The organism is Undibacterium parvum (assembly GCF_003955735.1).
GTDB lineage: Bacteria > Pseudomonadota > Gammaproteobacteria > Burkholderiales > Burkholderiaceae_D > Undibacterium > Undibacterium parvum.
In genome coordinates, this window is sequence record NZ_CP034464.1 from 1,590,945 (window position 1) to 1,612,390 (window position 21,446).

General features: G+C 50.0%; 18 protein-coding genes. 4 read left to right on the plus strand and 14 right to left on the minus strand.

The features are described from left to right. Positions 1-75: 75 nt before the first annotated feature. The 3 genes from EJN92_RS06855 to EJN92_RS06865 all read right to left on the minus strand — a co-directional run bounded on the left by EJN92_RS06855 (position 76) and on the right by EJN92_RS06865 (position 3,631). Complete coding sequence (locus tag EJN92_RS06855; protein ID WP_126127123.1) at positions 76-1,863, minus strand: hypothetical protein; 1,788 nt, start codon at positions 1,861-1,863, stop codon at positions 76-78. Between the two features lie 68 nt (positions 1,864-1,931). After that, positions 1,932-3,233 (minus strand): FAD-binding protein, encoded by a 1,302-nt coding sequence (locus EJN92_RS06860; RefSeq protein ID WP_126127124.1) that lies wholly within the window; start codon positions 3,231-3,233, stop codon positions 1,932-1,934. Beyond that, the gene (locus tag EJN92_RS06865) at positions 3,230-3,631 is read right to left on the minus strand and encodes a GtrA family protein (protein ID WP_126127125.1); all 402 of its coding nucleotides are present in this window, start codon (positions 3,629-3,631) and stop codon (positions 3,230-3,232) included. The genes EJN92_RS06860 and EJN92_RS06865 overlap by 4 nt, the downstream gene beginning before the upstream one ends. A 38-nt stretch (positions 3,632-3,669) precedes the next feature. On the opposite strand from EJN92_RS06865, the gene EJN92_RS06870 reads away from it, so the two are divergent. From EJN92_RS06870 to EJN92_RS06880, 3 genes are all read left to right on the plus strand, one after another. Further along, entirely contained in the window at positions 3,670-4,557 is an 888-nt protein-coding gene (locus tag EJN92_RS06870) for a decaprenyl-phosphate phosphoribosyltransferase (RefSeq protein WP_126127126.1), read from the plus strand. Continuing rightward, on the plus strand, positions 4,557-4,973 hold the full coding sequence (locus EJN92_RS06875; RefSeq protein WP_126129822.1) for a divergent PAP2 family protein: 417 nt from the start codon (positions 4,557-4,559) through the stop codon (positions 4,971-4,973). The genes EJN92_RS06870 and EJN92_RS06875 overlap by 1 nt, the downstream gene beginning before the upstream one ends. 232 nt (positions 4,974-5,205) lie before the next feature. Then, positions 5,206-5,979, plus strand: coding sequence for an exodeoxyribonuclease III (locus tag EJN92_RS06880; RefSeq protein WP_126127127.1), 774 nt, complete (start codon positions 5,206-5,208; stop codon positions 5,977-5,979). A gap of 132 nt (positions 5,980-6,111) precedes the next feature. Here the strand turns inward: EJN92_RS06880 and EJN92_RS06885 are convergent, their stop codons facing one another. The 6 genes from EJN92_RS06885 to metX all read right to left on the minus strand — a co-directional run bounded on the left by EJN92_RS06885 (position 6,112) and on the right by metX (position 15,116). After that, positions 6,112-7,821, minus strand: coding sequence for a bifunctional metallophosphatase/5'-nucleotidase (locus EJN92_RS06885; RefSeq protein WP_126127128.1), 1,710 nt, complete (start codon positions 7,819-7,821; stop codon positions 6,112-6,114). Positions 7,822-7,936: 115 nt separating this feature from the next. After that, complete coding sequence (locus EJN92_RS06890) at positions 7,937-10,360, minus strand: TonB-dependent receptor (RefSeq protein WP_126127129.1); 2,424 nt, start codon at positions 10,358-10,360, stop codon at positions 7,937-7,939. 660 nt (positions 10,361-11,020) lie between these two features. Next, positions 11,021-11,911: a M48 family metallopeptidase gene (locus EJN92_RS06895; protein ID WP_126127130.1), complete on the minus strand. Its 891-nt coding sequence runs from the start codon at positions 11,909-11,911 to the stop codon at positions 11,021-11,023. A 188-nt stretch (positions 11,912-12,099) separates the two neighbouring features. Next, positions 12,100-13,347, minus strand: a complete 1,248-nt coding sequence (locus tag EJN92_RS06900) for an AmpG family muropeptide MFS transporter (protein WP_126129823.1) — start codon at positions 13,345-13,347, stop codon at positions 12,100-12,102. Between the two features lie 42 nt (positions 13,348-13,389). Next, positions 13,390-13,992 (minus strand): methionine biosynthesis protein MetW, encoded by a 603-nt coding sequence (metW, locus tag EJN92_RS06905; RefSeq protein WP_126127131.1) that lies wholly within the window; start codon positions 13,990-13,992, stop codon positions 13,390-13,392. Next, positions 13,989-15,116 (minus strand): homoserine O-succinyltransferase MetX, encoded by a 1,128-nt coding sequence (metX, locus tag EJN92_RS06910; protein ID WP_126127132.1) that lies wholly within the window; start codon positions 15,114-15,116, stop codon positions 13,989-13,991. Before metX ends, metW begins: the two co-directional genes overlap by 4 nt. A 375-nt stretch (positions 15,117-15,491) precedes the next feature. On the opposite strand from metX, the gene EJN92_RS06915 reads away from it, so the two are divergent. Continuing rightward, the gene (locus EJN92_RS06915) at positions 15,492-16,229 is read left to right on the plus strand and encodes a DNA/RNA non-specific endonuclease (RefSeq protein WP_126127133.1); all 738 of its coding nucleotides are present in this window, start codon (positions 15,492-15,494) and stop codon (positions 16,227-16,229) included. A 133-nt stretch (positions 16,230-16,362) separates the two neighbouring features. On the opposite strand, the gene ptsP is transcribed toward EJN92_RS06915, so the two are convergent. The 5 genes from ptsP to gshA form a co-directional block, all read right to left on the minus strand. Then, entirely contained in the window at positions 16,363-18,129 is a 1,767-nt protein-coding gene (gene ptsP / locus EJN92_RS06920; protein WP_126127134.1) for a phosphoenolpyruvate--protein phosphotransferase, read from the minus strand. 191 nt (positions 18,130-18,320) lie between these two features. Further along, positions 18,321-18,590 carry an HPr family phosphocarrier protein gene (locus tag EJN92_RS06925; RefSeq protein WP_126127135.1) on the minus strand — a complete coding sequence of 90 codons (270 nt, stop codon included), beginning with the start codon at positions 18,588-18,590 and terminating at the stop codon, positions 18,321-18,323. 48 nt (positions 18,591-18,638) lie between these two features. Next, on the minus strand, positions 18,639-19,043 hold the full coding sequence (locus tag EJN92_RS06930; RefSeq protein WP_126127136.1) for a PTS sugar transporter subunit IIA: 405 nt from the start codon (positions 19,041-19,043) through the stop codon (positions 18,639-18,641). 92 nt (positions 19,044-19,135) lie between these two features. Further along, on the minus strand, positions 19,136-20,077 hold the full coding sequence (gene gshB, locus EJN92_RS06935; RefSeq protein WP_126127137.1) for a glutathione synthase: 942 nt from the start codon (positions 20,075-20,077) through the stop codon (positions 19,136-19,138). 33 nt (positions 20,078-20,110) lie between these two features. Then, positions 20,111-21,409, minus strand: coding sequence for a glutamate--cysteine ligase (gene gshA, locus EJN92_RS06940; protein ID WP_126127138.1), 1,299 nt, complete (start codon positions 21,407-21,409; stop codon positions 20,111-20,113). Positions 21,410-21,446: the final 37 nt, after the last annotated feature.

Genomic DNA, 21,446 nt, shown 5'->3' on the forward strand with positions numbered 1-21,446 from the left:
TCGGATGAAAGCAATAACTTGAAGCAGTCTCTGTAAGTTAATTTTTTTCTAGAGTTGATGCAAAAAAATACAATTTTATTCCAATCGATTAATTTTAAGATAATTGACTTTCATCGCTGCATCTGCATCCACTATAATTCTGATCTGAATCATCTCATTTTCGAAGGCAGTATCTATATTAAAAGAGCCTTTGATTAGTCCTAACTCATTTTCTGTGCCGAGTATTTTTCCTTTTTCGAGAAACTTAATATCATCGCGCAAGGATACATCGACATCCCATTCGCCCGCAGTATCTGTTTTAAGTTTGGAACTAACATACTCAACCTCAAACGAATATTTTCCTCTCTTAAGCCGCTCATAGGGCCCAAAGGCAAGAAAACCGGATTTAGCTAAAGCGGTAGTTTCGATTTCACAAGATTTGGTATATTTCCCAATAATTGTGGATAACTTACATCCACGCCATTTATAAACAGACCCAATTGTGTCAAATTTGCCATTGCTAGATGGAATGGAAGGCACAGAAAGAAGAAAAAGACAGAAGATAACTAGAAAAACCGAAGAACTTACCAATGACGTAATCAAAATCGGCAATTTATCTTTCGAATATACGCATCTTGATTTCCAAATGTCATCAATAATATACGCGAATAACGCCAACGATAATACAGCATGTAGATTGACGGGCAATGCATGCCGAGCAACCTCCATTGCGTCAGCATGGTAAGCAATAAATGCCAGTGGAAAGCAAAGACCAATAAAACCGAGACCAATCGCAAATTTTATTCGTGCATTTCTATGTCCAGCATATAGCGCGACACCCAACATGACTGACAGCAAGAAAAAATCCAAGAAATAAAGAGATATATACGGAAGTCGTATATTAATAATCCCCTTAAAATTTTCCGGAGCATAACTTCCAAACAGATAATTATACGGTTGAAAAATTTCATTGACACTGCGCCATAACTGTCCAAATGTATAGCGCGGGTTCTCAATAAGCAACTTAACGTACGTGGTTTTCCCGTCCATTCGAAGCCAGTGACGGAATTCACTCAATTTCGGATCAGTATAAAAAGCATGTTCGTTTTCATGTCCATAGAAATCAGTCATTTGCATAAGAGCTTCATTTTTTGGCATCCCATGAGCTTCATAGAATTTGACGAAATTTTCGTTTGGTAAAATTCGCTTTCCTACGTTATTCAGCATAGAGAAGAACCATCGCGTTTCATGTGATTCTGGGCCTACATTGTTTGCTGACCAAATGAAAAAAGTACAAGCGATTGCAATACCGAAAATGGTAAGAACAACCGGCTTAATTTTTGTACCTCTTATGAGTCCAATAGCGAAAAGCAATGGAATATAGAGTATTGAATAGTAGACATTAAAATCCCGCAAACCTGCATTAAGAACTAATACGCCCGTCAAAGCAATTAGTGTACGACCATTATTTTTATCTAAATATTTTATAAAAAAAGCAAGCGCCATTACGGACAGAGAAATGCTTACCGACTCCGTTAGTGCAGTTTTTATCCAAAGCACAAAATCTGGATAAAGCGAAAAATACAGTAGTGCAAGACACACTAGAGCTAAAATAAATTTTTCTTTTATTGCACCGGATAGGACGTAAAAGAGATATGTCCAGGATGCTACATATAAAATCGCTTGAAAATACGAGTAGGCACTTAAATGTTGGCTAAATATTTTGAACAATACAATGGAAAAAAATGGTCTCATTGCAAACAAGCTGTCAAGAAACGATTTTTTTCCTGCGAGTTCCATATAGGTGGTCGTATCTGGAAATTGCCTGATATCAACACCCGTCAACTGCCAAGCTAGTGCCAGCAACAGGATGACGGATGACAAAAGTGCGATTATTTTGTTTATTTTATATTTGTACATTTTTGGGCTACACAAAGGAAATCAATGCTAATTCAACTTCCCATTAAGCGGCGTGACAAGCCCGAACTGATGCCCGGGTCACGGTATTTCAGAAATTCATTTAGGCGCGGGTAACCCGCTTCAAAGAGTTCACGCGGCATGCGCGCATCCTTGGCAAGGTAGATGCGTCCACCTGCTTCTCGAACGATAGCATCGAGAGTTTTGAACAGCGTATGCGTGCGCTCACCGTGGTTCGGGAAGTCTAAAGCCAAGGTCACGCCAGGCTTCGGAAAACTGAGCATACCGACTGGTTGCCGATTACCGAAGGTTTTTAGGACGGACAAGAAAGAGCCATCACCAGAACGGGCGATTTCCTTTAACATGGCCTGAACAGCGTCTTTGCCACCTTCGCGAGGCACCACACTTTGGTATTGGAAGAAGCCTTTCGGGCCGTACATGCGATTCCATTCCAGCAGGTTGTCTAGTGGGTAGAAGAAGGACTCGTAATGAACAATGTTCCTCGCAGTTTGCCATCTCTTGATATTGTAATAGGCAAGGTTAAAGGGCCGTAGGGAAAACCGATTTACCAGCGAGACTGGCGGCACAAACGGCATCATGCGTTTGCGCCCTCTCGGCTTGGAACGTTGCCCGACATCAATCGGATTGGCACGCATGAACAAACCCCGTCCACCACCGCCCGAGATGCAATCTATCCAGGAAACTGTGTGCTGCCAGTCTGCTTCCGAGTTATCGGCCAACTGGAAAAATTCCTGCAAATTACCATACGGCACTGTTTCGGTATCAAGCCACGGACCTGGAACGCGACGCAGTTGAATTTCTGCCTCAGCGATCACACCGGTCAATCCTAGGCCGCCTACTGTAGCTGCAAACCAGTCTGGTCGAAGTAACGGGCCACAATCGAAGGATTCTCCATCGGTACGAATCAGCCTGATGCGTTGAACATGATCGCCAAAAGATCCTAGGGCGTGATGGTTCTTACCATGTACATCGTTGGCGATAGCTCCCCCCATGGTTACCAACTGGGTGCCTGGCGTCACTGGCAGAATCCAGCCGCGCGGAATCACTAATCGCTGGATATCACGCAGCAGAACTCCTGCCTCACAGATAAGGCGGCCAGTTTGTTCGTCGAATGCGATGAAGTGATCAAGGCCGGTAGTGACCCAAAGCATACCCTCCGGATTCAAACAGACATCCCCGTAACTGCGTCCCATGCCGTGGGCAATGCCAAGTTTGCGTCGTTCACAAACAATAGATGAGACCTTAGCAGGATCATTCAACACCGCGGCTTCGTGCTGATTTGCACTCAGGCGTCCCCAGGAGGACACAGATCTCATACGGATTCCATGCGAAAAACGTATCGCTTATCGAGATAATACTTAGTCAGATAGCCGATTGCCAGGCCAATGATGCCTCCTAGATAGCGCATCTCCTTAGTCTCGAAGATATGGTCGAAGCCGAACTCAAAGCCCCAGAAAATCACCGTAGTCGCCAGTCCCATTACGGTGTAGAGGACGAACGTCTTACCATCGTGTGCAGCATCACGAGCGCGGAAGCGGAAAATATAGCGCTTGTCTAGGATATATTTAACGATTAGGCCGGCACCTGTACCTATGATCATAGACGCAAGAATGTCAAACGCCCCAATATAATAGCGAATTACAATATCCTGCGCTCCGATGTTTACCGCTGTCGCAATTAGTGCGAAAATCGCATATTTGATTGTTAAATTCATGCAAACAAAATCATCTCATAATAACAAACGACTAAAATATGCATGATACCGTAATAACTTACACAACACTAGCTCGACTATCTGGCCTTCTCAAACTAATGCGGCCAAAACAATGGGTCAAAAACGGCTTCGTCCTTGCTCCGCTGATGTTTTCTGGGGATTTTTTGAACGCTGGTGCTGTGAGCCATGCATTGTTCGCGACACTGCTTTTTTGCCTGGCTTCTTCTGCGACCTATATTGTCAACGACATGCGCGATATTGAGCATGATCGTCGTCATCCGAAGAAATCCAAGACCCGCCCCTTAGCAGCCGGAATTGTCACGATTCCTATGGCCCTAACTTTATTGGCAGTACTTTATAGCACCTTAGTTTGGGGCTGGTTTGTTGCACCTGATGTAGTGCAGGTTATCGCAGCCTATATGATTTTAAACCTAGCCTATACGTTTATCTTGAAGCACGAACCCGTAGTAGACATATTCACCATCGCTATCGGTTTCGTGCTTCGTGTTTATGCTGGAGCCGTAGCTTTAGGAGTACCTGTGTCATCATGGATGTTTATCACCACACTTTGCCTTGCTCTTTACCTGGCTGCAGTAAAGCGGCGACAGGAACTTAGCCAGAATGGCATAGAAGGCCGCAAGGTACTCGCGAAGTACTCAGTATCGCTGGTAGACCGTTATGCTGAAATGTCAGCGACCGGCGCATTGGTTTTCTACAGTATGTTCGTGATGTCGGCTAAGCCTCAACTGGTTATCACTGTCCCTTTGGTACTGTTTGGTTTGTTCCGTTATTGGTACGTGGTCGAGGAATTGGATGGCGGAGAATCACCAACCGATGCACTGATAGCTGATTGGCAGTTATTGCTCACCGTTGTGTTGTGGATAGCGGCGTGCGGTTGGGCTTTGTGGCCGGGGCAGGGATTATGATGGATTTATCATATGCACTTACGCCTTTCTTGGCCTGGCTCGTCGCTGGGATCATGAAGTTCTCGATCAATAGCATCAAGGCAAAACAATTCGCCTTTGGCTTGATTGGCTATGGCGGACTCCCCAGCAATCACAGCGCCATCGTTAGCAGCATGGCCGCACTCATTGCGATCAAGGAAGGTTTTGGACACCCGGCTTTCGGAGTGGCGATCACATTAGCCTTCATCGTGATGCTCGATGCGAGCAGCCTGCGTCGTCAAGTTGGAAAACATGCTGCGGCTATCAACAAGTTGGCGGTTGAATCAATAGATCACCAGGAGTTGCGAGAGCGCATGGGCCATTCGCGCGTGGAGATTGCTGCCGGCGTTCTGGTGGGTATTGCCGTTGCTTTTGCAGTGGAAATTATCCTAGCTTGATGGATAAATCCAAGGCAACCGACGACTTGGCTCCCCTAGACCAGCATCCCGCACAATTTTCTTAGTGCTGCTTATCTTTGATAAAAAATTAGCATCCTACTTTCAGCTTAGATAGAAAGCTATCGCTCACAATATTAAACATACAAACCAAGCTATTTGCTGATGAATTTAATATTTAAAACACGACCACAAAACATATCTTTTTTTGCATTTTAATTTCCATATTCCCACTATGACAAAAATCATCTCCGCCAATCTTAATGGCATACGTTCCGCGGCTAAAAAAGGTTTTTTTGAATGGTTTGAGAAGGAAGCGGCTGACTTTGTTTGTGTGCAGGAGTTGAAGGCACAGGCGGCGGATATGACGCCTGATTTTTTGACACCGCATGGCTATCATGGGCATTTTCATTATGCCGAGAAGAAGGGTTACTCGGGTGCTGGTGTGTATAGCCGCAGTAAACCGGATGCCGTGCATATCGGTTTTGGTAGCCCTGAGTTTGATGCTGAGGGGCGCTATGTGCGCTGCGATTTTGGTAATTTGTCGGTGATCTCGGTGTATTGCCCTTCCGGCTCTTCTTCGCCGGAGCGGCAAGAGGCGAAGTTCCGTTTTATGGAATTGTTCATGCCACATCTGGCGGGCTTGATTGCCGAGGGGCGCGAGCTGGTGATTTGTGGCGACTGGAATATCGCGCACAAAGAAATCGATCTCAAGAACTGGAAGAGTAATCAGAAAAACTCTGGCTTCTTGCCGGAAGAACGCGCCTGGATGACGTCCTTGTTTGATGATGTCGGTTGGGTCGATGTGTATCGCCAGCTGCATCCGGAAACTACTGGTGACGCGTATACCTGGTGGAGCAATCGCGGCCAGGCATGGGCGAATAATGTCGGTTGGCGCATCGATTATCATGTCGCCACTAAAGGCATCGCTGGCACCGCGCAATCTGCCTCTATCTACAAAGAACAGCGTTTTAGCGATCATGCACCCTTGATTATTAATTACGCGTAAAGCCTGTAATTAAAGATACTCCCTTCCAGTAAATTTTGCTTGCCCATGTGTTTATTGCGCGAATGCCTGTGTTTATGTTGGAAATAAGGGGAGTATCTGATTTGATAGCCTCCCCTTGCCAAATTCCAGCGCTTAATCGAGACGCTGTACTCGGTCGGTTTTCAGGCCCGTTAAGTCTGCGCCCTGGGCCCGCATATACTGCTCAAACGCTTCCAGATCACGCCCTAGCACTTTGCGCTCAGTACCTTGTTTGAAGACTGTGAAGCCATCACCGCCGTCCGCCAGAAAACTATTCACCACCACCGTATATTGTTTAAGCGGATCTAAGGCTAGTCCGTGCAGGCGCACATCTTGCAGCATGTTTGCCGGCTCGGCGCCGGCTTTCCAACGATAGCTAAAACCGTCAGAGACAAACAGTTTTTTCGGGTTGGCCTTGCTGCCGCCCTGCCATTGTTGCTGTAGTAAAGCGAGGATTTTCTCGCCCGTCAACTGCATACTAATCAGCGTATTGCCAAAAGGCTGTACAGCGTAAATGTCGCCGTAATTGATTTCAGTTGGCTGGCCCTGCTTGCCTAAGACCAGATCGCTGCGTATGCCACCGGCGTTCATCAAGGCGAAGTCGGCCTTGCCTATGCTTTTTGCAAATGTCAGTTGGGCATCGGCGATCACATTGCCCAGGCTGCTGTCAAATTTGCCTGCTTCACTGGCGCGCGTCAGTGAAACACTCAGACGCGTCACCGGACGGGTGCGCACCTTGGCGGTCAGGCTGGCGACCTCGGCTAGCAATTGCTGCGCCTCAGGGTCGACGCTGAGCTTGCTTTGCTCTATCAAATGATTACTCGCCACTGCCTTGATCACTTGCTGGCTGCTGCGGTCTATGGTTAAGGTGGTTTCGGTCAGGTAAGCACCGTAGCTGCGCGCCTGCACCAGCAGACGGCCATCGATCTTGCAGGTGTAACCCTGATGGGTATGGCCGGACACCACCAGACTGATCGCCTTGTCGAGTTTTTTACTGATGGCGATGATAGGCCCCTGCAATCCCTCACAGGCATAACTTGGGTCATTCGCAGCGCCCTGATAGCTAGCGCCTTCATGTATCAAGAGCACGATGGCTGCCACACCCTGGCGCTGGATCTCCGGCACGTAGCGGTTGATGGCGTTGGCCTCTTCTTCAAAATGCAAATCCTTGACACCATCGCCGGCCACCAGATTCGGCGTGTCCGAGGTGACCGCGCCGATAAAGGCGACTTTAAATTCGCCGACCTGGCGTATCACATAGGGCTTCACCCAAGCGCTGCCATCGGATTTTTTACTGACATTGGCGGCGATGTAGTCGTACTTGGCACCGCTAAAACCCGGGAAGGCACAGCCGTCGGTCGGACAGATTCCAGCCAGCTTAGCTTGCAAGGCAGCGCCACCGGCATCGAACTCATGATTGCCTAATGCGGTGACCGACAACCCGAGTTGATTCAAGGCGGCAATCACAGGCTCGTCACGCAACATGGCCGAGGCGATCGGTGAAGCCCCCATCAAATCACCGGCGCCGACCAGAATGCTAGCACCCACTGCAGCGCGACGTTGCTTCAGCATGCTGGCGAAATACGCATAGCCGCCCGCCGCTGTTGGCGCACCTACATGTCCGTGTCCATCGTGCACGGGAGCCGAGGGTGCCATATAGGGCACCGGCTGCTCGGCTTGCAGATTGCCGTGAAAATCGTTGAAGCTGAAGATGGTAATTTCGGCGCTGCCTGTTTTGGCCGCTTGTCGCGCCGACTCGGGCGTAGCGCAGGCCGCCAGCAGCGACAAGGCGCAGATGGTAGAAAGTAGTTTGATTTTGAACATAGTTGCTTTCGCTTGCTAGCAATAAAAAAGGTCTGCAACTCGCATTGCAGACCTTGATGTTAAACGCCCGCTGCTCTATGGCGGATGGCGCTTAGCCGTTTATCCGATTATCCGATTAGAAATCGGCAGATAAAGTGACAGAAGTAAAGCGTGGTGCGCCCAGATTATAGAACACGCTTTTTGCACTTGCTGAACCATAGGCCACCGCATTGGTGACGTTAAAACTAGATGGGTTACGGTACTCAGTATTAAGCAAATTGCTGACGCTTAAACGTAAAGTTGGCTTTTTCGCCCAACCGAAATTCGCAAACTGGTAACCGGCATCAAAGCCCACCTGAGTATATGCAGGAACCAATTCATCATTGGTCATGGTCGCCCATTGGTCGCCCGTGTATTTAGCTTTCAGACGGGTGTACCAAACGGCTGTTTCATACTGCGCGCTTAGACCCAGTTTCCACTCAGGCGTCAAAGTCATTTGCTTGCCCGCAGTTGGTAACACTGCAGTTTTGCTGACGACCAGATTATCCTTGATTTCGCTATGTGCATAACCGGCAGAACCGTAGAAAGACCAGCCATTCACTGGTGTATTTCCCAACTCAACTTCAATACCATGGGTGCGTACTTTACCGACGTTCGACAGACTGCTAGTGGCGGAGATAGGATCATAGGCAGTTGCCTGACGATCCGAAAAATCAACCATGTAGGCAGTTAATTGCGCAGTAAGTCTGTCGCTTTGCAGGCGATAGCCAACGTCAAGATTGTACGAAGTTTCGGCTTTGACATCGACCGGCATAGTTGGCTGGCCATTGACGATCACCACACTACCTGAAGTCTGGTAGATGAAGTTTGGCGGCGCCTTCATATTTTTTGCCAGGCTGGCGAACACTTGATTGTTATTATCAATCTGGTAGCGCGCGCCCAATTGCGGCAATAATTCTGAATATGTTTTACTAATTTGATAGTTCACACCAGAGCCATTATTCGCAGAGCCGGCTGAGGTATTCGAGGTACCTTCATTCGCATAGTTGGTGAAATCACGCTTCATAGTTGGCGCACGCAAGCCAAGATTGAAACTCAATTTATCATCCATCAGGCTAATCGTGTCTTGCAAGAAGAACTGATATGCGGTGCTGATGGTTTTTTGATCGCGTGCCTGGAATTGCGATCCATCCGGGCGATTGATACGACCTTCTTGCATCCAGATATCCGCTGCATTACCCGCTGCATCCACTGCCACCATAGGCGCGAATTGTTCATGCACCGCACGCTCATACCAGAAACCACCAAGTATCTGATGCATACCGATAGTATGAGTCAGGGAAGCGGTGATACCTGGACGATTGGTGCGCGTCACACTGCTGCTGGCGACGGTTACTTTATCTAAAGTATCGCCATCACCATTGAGATCTACCCCAGCGGTATTTTTACCTGTTGCGCGATTCAAGAAGGTGTTTTCGTTTTGCAGACGTTGTTGCACGCCGCCAGTACCGTAACCAAACCAGTAGTAAGGAGTCACTTTAATATCCGTGTTCTCACCTAAACGGAACTTGCCAGTCACCGATGCGATCACGTTTTCAAATGGGTTCTGCGTCAACTTATAAAATGCATCCGCATTTTTTTGCTCCACATCGACATCGGCCTTGCCTGGGGTGGGTGTCTTGTGACCAGCGAATGTCGTTGCGTAATCGTAGTAGTAACCTTTACTTGGATTGTTCAGATCGGCCAGATTAAAGGTACTGATGTTTTGGTTGATAGCGCGGTTGTACAGTATTGTTCCGTTGATAGAATTAAATCTATCAAAGTCAGTGCGGAATCCCAGATCCATATGATCGCGCTTGGCACCGCCCAAACCCTTCCATTTATCGGCCTGCGCATGCGAGGCCGAGATAAAGAAACGGGAACGGCCATCCGACCACAAACCTGTATCGTAACGAATAAAGGTCTTAGTTAAATTGAGCTCACCTATGGTTTGCATGAAACGGAAATTCTTTTCCTTGGACGGATCGCAAGTGGTGATACCGAAATTGCCGCCAGTAGCGCCGATTTGCGGTGAGTCTATGTCACTAGAACCCTGAGTCACAAACTGGGTACAGGTATTTTCCTGATCCACAAATTCTTGCGGGTACACGGCAAAACTACCAGAGTCATTGACTGGTACGCCATTGATAGTGGCACCAATCTGATCGCTATTAAATCCGCGCAATGTCAAACCACCGCCAAACAAACCAGTGGCATCATAGTTATAACTATTTACCGCTGGCATTAATTCCAGGGCTTCATAGGCATTACCGGTCGGACGCTGTTTCGCCAATTCTTCTGCAGTGATGGTGCTGCGTGCCTTAGGCGCGTTTTCTTGCACCATCAAACCCATACCAACTTTTTTTCCGGTGATAGTGACTTGTTGCGAACTGACAGGTTCATTCGACTCAGCCGTTTGCGCAAAGGCTGTGCCCATGCTCAGGCAAGTCAGTTGTGCTGCAACGGCAAGCATCGATAAGCGCGATGGAAACGCGCCCGACGAGGATTTGGATGGCTTCATTTAGATTCCCGTATTAAGTGGAGGTTAACTATGTTTAAAAAAATGACTAAATAATCTAGGACGACAATGCTGCTATTTATTGCTTCGAAATTGCTTGGAAATTGCTTGGAAAATCGGAACTCATGTGCACGTGCAGCAAACATACTTAAATCATATTCTGACGAAAATATTTTGTAACATTGAAATAAAATCGTTGTGTACTCACAACAAAACCGCTCAAATGCCAGCGTTTTTGCAAATTTTTTGATGTCTAGCTCTTTTTGCGCAAACGATTGCTAGTTACTTCAAAAAAATATTCTTATTTACGCAAACGATTGCTATTGAAGCTCAAAAAAATAGGCGCCTCTATGACAACACCTATATTCATGCGAACTTCACTTATTATTCACTGCCTTTGACTCTGTCTTACCGATCTAGCTTTATGACAAATGTAACACAGTGTAAAACTTAGTTCAGCACAGAAATTCGATAGACCGAAGTTTGCCAGCCAATTATGAAAACTTGATGACAAGCCTGAACAAGCCATGCCTTGTTGAGCTCGGCGGCAAAAATTTTGATGACAAGGATTTCGCGCTAATGCGCTAGTGATTTGATGTGGGGCAGGATGGGAGCCTGGGTATTGCGCATTTGCAGCAAGCTATGCTGCAACGCAATATTGCATTAATCGACGGCAGCGATGCCTTTTACATTGGTTTTATACGCTGTGATCGCATTCAGGTCCAAGCCTTTGGCATGGGCATACAGCGGCATGACCTCTGGAAGATGACGTTGTATTTCGGCGATTCTGTCGCTACCGGCAGGATGGGTAGAGAGCCATTGCGGCGGTGCACCCTTGCTTGCCATTCCCATTTTTTGCCAGAGTGCGACCCCGGCACGCGGATCGTAGCCGGCCCGTGCCGCGATATCGAGGCCAACCACATCGGCCTCGGTTTCGTCATCGCGCGAGAATTTCAACATACCGACTTTGGCAACGCCACCGCCTAGCGCACCCGCTAAATTGGGGTCGTAGCCTTTGACGCTGGCAAGTAATTCCAGCGCCTTGACGCCGAGATTGGCGGCCATGGTTTTACCAGCGCGCTCGGCCCCGTGTTCACGCAGAGCATGGGCGATCTCGTGCCCCATCACGATGGCGACTTCATCATCGGTGAGTTTCAGGGTATCTAAGATGCCGGTGTAAAAGGCAATTTTTCCACCTGGCATACAGTAGGCATTGATTTGCTTGGAACCTAACAGATTGACTTGCCACTTCCAATCCAGCGCACGCTCATTCCAGCGCATTGCAAACGGGATCAGCTTGGCGGCGATCGCACGCAGCCGTATCACTTGCGGATTATTCGACGGCGCTAGGGCATGTTGCTCTTGCGCCTGCTGCATGGTTTGCGCATATTGCTGGGCCGCTTGCCCTTCTAATTGGCCGTTACCTGCGAGTTTACGGAAAATCGACATTTCGCCGACCTTGACGCCATCTTGCGGCGCATTGTTTTGCGCCATGACGGAACCACTCACGACAAACAGACTGCCGATAGCCAGGTGGATAAGCGGGTGTTTCATGATAATACTCCTGCGAATTTCAATAATAGGACTTACGCAGAATCGCCCCAGCGTCGTTGTATCCGCCTTGTCGTACTAAAGTACTGCCTTCGGCGGTGCGCCTAGCTGGAACAATTTTGCATAAGTCCCGATAATAGCTACAGACCAAGATGGTAGCACTGGCCGCAAACTAAAGTGCGGCCAGCACTTTATGCCGATTTTTTTTCATTCCAGGGCGCGACTTTAAAGAGTAATAACATGCCGGGGATAGCCAAAGCGAAGCAGATCAGGAAGAAGTGAAACCAGCCGGTTTCTGCCACGATGAAACCGATCAGCGAAGTAGTAAAGGTGCGCGGTACTGCGGCCAAGCTGGTAAACAAGGCAAATTGAGTCGCGGTATAGCGTGGATCTGTCGATCTGGCGATAAAGGCGATAAAGGCGGAAGTACCGAGGCCGACGCCAAAGGCTTCCGATGCCAAGACCACGCCTAGCAGTATCAGATTAGGGCCGGAATGCGCCAGTAGCGCAAAGCCGAGAATGCTCAAAGCTTGCGCCACGCCAAAGATCCACAGCGCACGATTGATACCTAGTTTAATCATCCAGATGCCGCCGACCACGCCGCCAGCGATACTGCCCCAGAACAGCGTCAGTTTTGCCACGGCACCGATTTGCGTCAGTTGAAAGCCCAGATCGAGAAAAAATTTAGTAGCCAAGGTCGCCGCCATGCTATCACCGAGGCGATACAGGAAAATAAAACTGAGTATCCAAAAGGCATTGAGCCAACCATCACGCGTGACAAACTCTTGAAACGGCAAGACCACCGCTTCTCGAATGTTCTTGGGTGGTGCGCCGTACGAAGGCGGCTCTTTGACCACTAGCGTACAGATCAGGCCGGGCAAGATGAACGCCGCAGTGATCCAAAATACCCAACTCCAGGCGATATGATCGGCCAAAATCAAGGACAAGGCGCCCGGCACCAGACCGGCAATTTTGTAGGCATTGACCTTGACGGCGGCCCCCAAGCCCTGCTCGTTATCGTCCAAAATTTCGCGGGTATAGGCATCGATCACGATATCCTGGCTGGCCGATAAAAAAGCCACCATGATGGCGCAGCCTATGATGATAGAAAGCTGGGTTTGAGGATTGAGCATGCCCATGCTGCCTATCGCAAAGAACAGACCGGCCTGCGTCAAGGCCATCCAGCCACGGCGCCGGCCCAGACTGCCGAAACTGAAACGGTCCATCAAAGGCGACCATAAAAATTTCCACGGATACGGAAACATCACCAGCGTAAACAGACCGATCGCCTTAACGTCCAGCCCTGCCTTAGACAGCCAGGCTTGCACCAGATTAATCAGAATAAACAAGGGTAAGCCTGAGCTAAAGCCCAGGAACACCAGGGTCAACATGCGGCGATTGAGGTAACTACGCCAGCCTGGCGCGGCAGGCTGCGTCATCTGGGAGCTGCTTATATTTGTCATGGTTTGAGCTTTACACGTCTATTTTTTTCTGAGGCGGAACACCGCCAGACTACCGCGCAGATTCGGCAGCCATTTGATCGGCTGCCCTTCATGCAAGGCCATGCATTCCAATACGTCTAGCCCGACATCATCGGCCAGATCGGCAAAATCATAGATGGTGGCGCAGCGTACATTGGGCGTGTCATACCATTCATAAGGCAAGGTCTTGGAGACTGGCATTTTGCCGCGTAAGAGCGCGGTACGATGCGGCCAGTAACCAAAATTGGGGAAGGAGACGATGGCCTCTTTGCCGACGCGGGCGATGTCACGCAATAAGGGCTCTACGTGCTTCATCATCTGCAAGGAAGACAGGCACAGCACGGTATCGAAGGCATTATCGGCAAACATACCCAGACCGTTTTCCATATCTTGCTGGATCACGTTGACGCCGCGCTGGGCGCAGGCCAGTACTCGGTCATCGGCGATCTCTACGCCATAGCCTGTGCATTGCTTGTCGCTCTGCAGATAGTCGAGCATCACACCATCGCCACAACCGACGTCGAGCACCTGCGCATTGGGCTTGATCCAATGCGCGATGAAAGCCAGATCGGGCCTTAGGGTATTGAGTTCGGTAAAGTTCATGCCAGCTCCTTGGCGATGCGCGCGTAGTAGGCAGCGACTAGATTGAGATAGCGCTCATCCTCGAGCAAGAAGGCATCATGTCCATGCGGGGCATCGATTTCGGCATAGCTGACGGTGCGTTTATTCTCGACCAGGGCCTGCACAATCTCACGGCTGCGCTCAGGCGAAAAGCGCCAGTCGGTAGAAAACGAGGCCAGAAAAAATTTCGCCTTGGTATTGGCCAGCGCCTTACTCAAATCACCACCAAAAGCACGGGCCGGATCAAAGTAATCGAGCGCCTTGGTGATCAGCAGATAGGTATTGGCGTCAAAATAGTCAGAGAATTTATCGCCCTGATAACGCAGGTAAGACTCAATCTCAAAATCGACGCCAAAGCCGAATTGGTATTCGCCGGTTTTCAGTTCACGGCCGAATTTTTCTGCCATGTCGTCATTCGACAGGTAGGTAATATGGCCTATCATGCGCGCCACCCGCAAGCCGTTGCGCGGCACCACATTGTGCGCGTAAAAATCGCCACCATGAAAATCCGGATCAGTCAAAATCGCCTGACGTGCCACATCGTTAAACGCAATATTTTGTGCCGAGAGTTTCGGGGTGGAGGCGATCACTACGCAATGCCGTAAGCGATCCGGATACATGATGCTCCAGGCCAGTGCCTGCATACCGCCGAGCGAACCGCCCATGACGGCTGCGAACTGCTGTATCCCCATTACATCGGCCAGACGCGCCTGCGCGTTGACCCAGTCTTCTACCGTGACCACCGGGAAATCGGCACCGTAGGGCTTGCCGGTGGCTGGATTGGTGTGCATGGGGCCGGTAGAACCAAAGCAGGACCCCAGATTATTGACACCTATGACGAAAAATTTATCGGTATCGAGCGACTTGCCGGGACCGACCATATTGTCCCACCAGCCTATATTTTTAGGCTGATCGGCGTAATAACCTGCCACATGGTGCGAGGCATTGAGTGCGTGGCAGACCAGTACCGCATTCGATTTATCGGCGTTGAGGGTGCCGTAGGTTTCCACCATCAGAGTGTAATCAAAGATATTGGCACCACTCTGTAAAGCCAGCGGCTCGGTGAAGCGATACGCTTGTGGCGTGACGATTCCTATGGATGACATACATTCTTCCCGTGAGATAGACGATCTCTTGTAATGCGTTCTAGGGGGCTAAAGGCTGAATGAGGGGAGAACTGCGGCATTCAAGCTCGCTTTAGCCGTATTTATTTGTCTCGACATCGTCAAAACTGCGCCCGCAAGCTGATTTCAAATCGGCGCTTAAGTCTAGAAGGATAGCGAACTCTATCGAGTACGTCAAACCGCGCGCGCAAACTCTGACTCCTATGCGCCTGGAGTTCAAAATCCTAAGACTCTCCAGAAGGAAATTTTTCTAAACATGACTTGACTTGAAGACCGGATTACTAGACTCTGCATCCCTTTTGGCAGACCTGCCATTGTTAACCGCAGTAGCTTGCACCGCTTTACCTCCTTCCTCTCATGATCAAACAAATCCTCGTTTCTAGCTTACTTCTCTTCTTTTCAACCCTGTCCCTCGCAGTACAAGAATTTTCGGAATGCCGCCACCTGTTTGTCAACGGTAGCGCGCCAGTGATGCCCGCAGCGCCCGACTTGCAACTGCGCGCGCTGTGCTTCTCCTCTTTTGCCGTCCTGCATTCTGGCAAAAGCCGCACGCCCGTGTATGTGGCTGAGCGTCTGAATAAAGAAACCCTGACCGAGGCCAAAGAGAATAAACGCACCAATCATTTCTTTTCAGATGCGCGTCTACCCCGCTCAGAACGGGCCGAGCTGGAAGACTTTAAAGGCTCGGGTTACGATCGCGGCCACATGGCGCCGGCTGCCGACATGGCCACCAGCGTCGCCATGTCCCAGAGTTTTTCGCTCGCCAACATGGTGCCGCAAGCGCCCGAGAACAATCGTAAAGCATGGGCCAGCATAGAAAAAGCCACGCGTAAATACGTGATGCGCGCCAGCGGCGATGTGTATGTGATTACCGGTCCGGTGTTCGATAAACACCCGGAAAGCATAGGCCGCAACAAGGTCTGGGTACCGCGCCATCTGTTCAAGATGGTGTACGACCCTGCCACCCAGAAGTCCTGGGCCTACTGGCTAGAAAACACCGATGAAGCCAGACCGGGCAAGCCGATTAGCTATGCCCAATTAGTCGAGCGTACCGGTATCAATTTTATGCCGGGGCCATCTAGGCAGACACAATAAAGTTCAAAAACAAAATAGGTGCAAGCCCAACGCGCAGTATCCATGCGGGTTTGCGGGCAGATAGGCTGGACAGGCGCATGGAATATGCGCGCTGGCCTTGCCTTAAAATTAGTCTAAAACGACGCTACCAGATTCAGTGTAAGGTGCTACCGACACTGGCTAATTGCTGCAAACATTCCTGTATCACTAGCGGGTCGTAGCTACGTAGGATTTTCTTGATGTGCACTTGCAGGCTTTCTATATTGGTCGTGAGTATCGCCTGCTTCACCTCTGGTAGCAAGGCAGCCGGCATCGACAACTCGCGGAAGCCCATGCCTATCAGCAGCCGGGTCAGGCGTACATCGCCCGCCATACCGCCGCAAATCGCCACCGGTATTTCAGCCTTATCGGCGGCACTAACCGTCATGTGCAGCAATTGCAAAATAGCCGGATGGGTGTCGCTATACAGATGCGCCACTTCGTGGTCGGCGCGGTCGATGGCCAGCGTGTACTGGATCAAATCATTGGTACCTATCGACAAAAAATCGAGTTTTTTAACGAACATAGGCAGACTCAACGCAGCCGCCGGCACCTCTATCATGGCACCGATCTTGATCTTGCTGTCAAACGCGATCTCTGCCAGCGCCAGCTCAGACTTGGCTTGCTGTATCATCGCCAACGACTGATCGATCTCAAACGAATGAGCGATCATGGGCAGCAAAATATGCACTTCGCCAAAGGCCGAGGCGCGCAAAATAGCCTTGAGCTGGGTTAGGAAAATCTGCGGCTCTTGCAGGCAATAACGTATCGCGCGCAAACCCAAGGCCGGATTGAGGATATTTTGCTCGCTGCTATCAAGAGGTTTATCGGCACCGACGTCAAGCGTACGTATCGTCACCGGACGTCCTTTCATCGCCACCACCGCGTCGCGATAGGCAACAAATTGCTCTTCTTCGGTCGGCAATTTATGCTCGTGACCGGTACGCCCCATGAATAAAAATTCAGAGCGAAACAGGCCAACGCCGTTGGCACCGGCTTCCAGCGCGGCCTGTGCATCTTGCGGCAATTCTATATTCGCCAGCAGGCTAATTTCTATGCCATCGAGTGTCACCGCCTGGGTTTTTTTCAGTCGATTGAGTTTTTTTCTGGCCTTCAGCAGGATCGCCTGTCTATCCCTATATTGACTAATCACCAATGCCGATGGTGCCACGATCACCACGCCAGCATCGCTATCAATGATCAGCCAGTCATCTTGCATAATTAGGCGTGAGGCATTGCCCATCCCGACCACGGCTGGGATACCGAGGCTGCGCGAAACAATCGCCGTGTGCGAATTTTGCCCGCCTTCATCAGTCACAAAACCGGTGAAGGCGACGTTACGAAACTGCATCATGTCGGCGGGTGAAATATCCCTGGCCACCACGATCATATTGGCATTGCTCTCATCGACCCCGACGGCGCGCGGTAAGTCATGCGCACTGCCAGTCAACACTTTCAAGACCCGATCGGCGACCTGCTGAATATCGGCTTTACGCTCGCGCAGATATTCGTCTTCGATTTCATCAAACTGCGCCGACAGCACATCGATCTGCGTCACCAGCGCCCATTCGGCGTTGTAATGGCGGCTGCGGATAATATCCAGCGGTTCTTCGCAGATCATAGGGTCGGACAAGATCAGGGCATGCACATCGAGGAAGGCGCCTAATTCAGTTGGCGCGTCTGGCGGCAAATCCGACCAGATCGCTTGTAAATCCCTTTGAACCTTGGCGATCGCCTCTTGCAGTCGCTGCACTTCTGCTTCGACTTGCTCTTGTCCAATCAGGTAATGCTGTACGTCTAAGGCTGCGGGATGCAGCAGATGGGCGCGACCGATGGCGATGCCGCGCGAGATGGGAATGCCTTGCAGTGTGAATGAAGCCATGCTGTGTCCCTGTATTTTTAAGCGAGCAAAACGAGCCTTGCATCTAACACGGTCATTTTGATGCCGTTTTTATTTTAATTGTGCTGCTGGTCTGTTGCTTGTCTTTTTCTTGTCTGTCGCTAACAGCGAGAATTGCCTCAGCTTAGCGCCGCGCTGCCCACCACGCAGTCGGCTTGCCAGCCTTACTGAGCTTACTCGCCTTCGCCAAACCGGTCATTAATCAGAGCCAAGATCGCGTCGAAGCATTCTTGTTCGTCGACCCCATTGGTCTCGAGCAGCACTTTACTGCCCTTGCCTGCCGCCAGCATCATCACACCCATGATGGATTTGCCGTTGACGCGACGACTATTGCGCGTCAGCCAGACTTCACATTTAAATTTGCCGCCTAACTGGGTTAGTTTGGCCGAGGCGCGCGCGTGCAAACCGAGTTTATTGATGATTTCTATGTCTTGCTGGATCATACCTAATTCACTTTTCTATAAAATTTATTCAGCGGGCGCGCGCTCAAGTCAATTCGCCACGCGTACCCGATTATCGATGCGCATCGCGCCATTCTGGCCACCCGTCAGCGCCATTTCGACCACCACATCCAGCGTATCCTGGCGGTAGGTAATGGCTCTTAATAACATAGGCAAACTGATGCCGGCAATCACCGCCACCTGATCGGGCTCGCCTAACTGGCGGCAGCAATTAGACGGTGTGCCGCCCATCACATCGGTAATTACCAAGACCCCCGAACCCTGATTGAGGCGCGCTACTGCGGCACGCGCCAGGCTGTGCACTTCGTCGATATTTTGATCAGCGATGACATCAATGGCTTCAAAATGTTCAGGCATGCCACGAAACACGTGCGCCGCCGCTTGCAAAAAAGCCGCCCCCAAAGGCGCGTGTGTCATCAATAATATCCCGACCATATTTTCATTTCCTAGGGAGTATAGGTAAAAACACTAGCACTCGCGCAATAAACACCTACGTAAAATAAAATACCCTACCCCAGTATTACAGACTAGACGGAGCCCGCTTCGAGTGCATCAATAAACATAGCAGCCACGTCAAAACCGGTTTGCTGGCTAATCTCCTGGAAACAAGTCGGGCTAGTCACATTCACTTCGGTCAGACAATTTCCAATTACATCTAATCCTACCAGCAACAGACCGCGCTGGTGCAAGATGGGCGCCAAAGTCTGTGCAATCTCAAGATCACGCGTGCTTAATTCTTGCGCCACACCGACCCCGCCCGCCGCCAGATTGCCGCGCACTTCGCCATTTTGCGGTATCCGCGCCAAAGCAAACGGCACCACTTTGCCAGCAATCAGCAAGATACGCTTATCACCATCGACGATTTCAGGAATATAACGCTGCACCATGATGGTACGGCTGCCGTTCAGAGTCAGGGTCTCAATCACCGAACCGAGATTCATGCCATCTTCGCGGATACGAAATATCCCCGCGCCGCCCATACCGTCCAGAGGTTTTAGTATGATGTCCTGATGCTGACCATGGAAAGCGCGGATACGTTGCTCATCACGCGTCACCAGAGTCGGCGTGGTGAATTGGCTAAACTGGGCGATACTGAGTTTTTCGTTGTGATTGCGGATCGCCGCTGGCTTGTTGTAGACCCGCGCGCCCTGCTGCTCCGCCAGTTCCAGCAGATAGGTGGCGTAGATGTATTCCATGTCAAACGGCGGATCTTTGCGCTGCAATACCGCATCAAAATCGCTCAGACGCAGCGAACTGGCGGCCTCCAGCCGATACCAGTCTTGACTATCACCAGTCAGTATCACCTGGCTAATCTGCGCCACCACCACACCGCTCTCCAGCGCCATGTGCTCAGGCCCAAAAGCATAGATACTGTGGCCGCGTTTGACCGCCTCGCGCATCATGGCAAAAGTGGTGTCTTTGTAAATCTTAAAATGCGACAGCGGGTCGGTCAGAAAGGCGATTTTCATGAGGAAGACAATCTAAAGTAAGCGGAGATTATTTTAATAAATTTCTGGATTCGGGTCGGTCTTTTCCAATTCCAGTGAGGCGGCCAATAAAGCCAGACGCGCTACTACACCGTATAAATAAAAGCGGTTAGGTGCCGCAGTGCCTGGTTTGGCGCGCATGTCCGGCACTGCATGCTGATGCGCGAACGCCAAGGGTACGAAATGCATGCCAGGCGAATTTAGATTTTCATCGACACGGCGGCCTTCATGCACGCGGTAAAAACCACCGACCACATAGCGGTCTATCATGTAGACCACCGGTTCGGCCACGGCATCATTGATTTGCTCGAAGGTGTACACGCCTTCTTGCACAATCACATCGCGGATCGCCTTGCCGTCTTTAGTGACGGCCATCTTATCGCGTTGTTCTTCGGTCAGATTGCGTACTTCTTTAGAATCACGCACCGTGAGTATTCCCATGCCGTAGGTGCCGGCATCGGCCTTGACGATCACGAAGGGTTTATCTTTGATACCGTATTCTTTATATTTTTTACGGATCTTCGCCAGCAAAGTATCGATGGTGGCGACCAGCGCATCTTCGCCAGTGCGCTCATGAAAATTCACACCGCTACATTTGGCAAAAAATGGATTCAGCAACCAAGGGTCGATGTCGACCATCTTGGAAAACTTTTTTACCACATCATCGTAAGACGAAAAGTGATTACTCTTGCGACGCATGGCCCAACCCGCGTGCAAAGGCGGCAACAGGGTTTGCTCGTTCAGATTTTCCAGAATAGAGGGTATCCCGGCCGATAAATCATTGTTCAGCAAAATCGTGCAAGGATCGAAATTCTTCAGACCTAGACGACGGCCATTGGGCGAGCGTAGCAAAGGCTCCAGAGTCAACTGCGTGCCGTCCGGTAAATTAATATTAGTCGGCTCCTTGATGCTTTCATCCAGGGTACCGAGACGCACGTTCAGACCGGTTTGGCGGAAAATTTGCATCTGCCTTGCGATGTTTTGCAGATAAAAAGCATTGCGTGTCTGCACCTCGGGTATCAGCAAGAGGTTTTTAGCATCCGGGCAATATTTTTCTATGGCAGCCATCGCGGCCTGCACCGCCAAAGGCAGCATTTCTGGCGCGAGATTATTAAACCCGCCAGGAAACAGATTGGTATCGACCGGCGCCAGCTTAAAACCGGCATTGCGTAAATCGACCGAGCAATAGAAAGGCGGGGTGTGCTCTTGCCATTCGAGCCGGAACCAACGCTCAATTGCTGGCGTTGCCTCCAATATCTTTTTTTCAAGATCAAGTAGCGGCCCGTTGAGGGCGGTAACCAGATGCGGAACCATAGTAGCCTTTATTATTGTGCATGCACGTGGCGCAGAA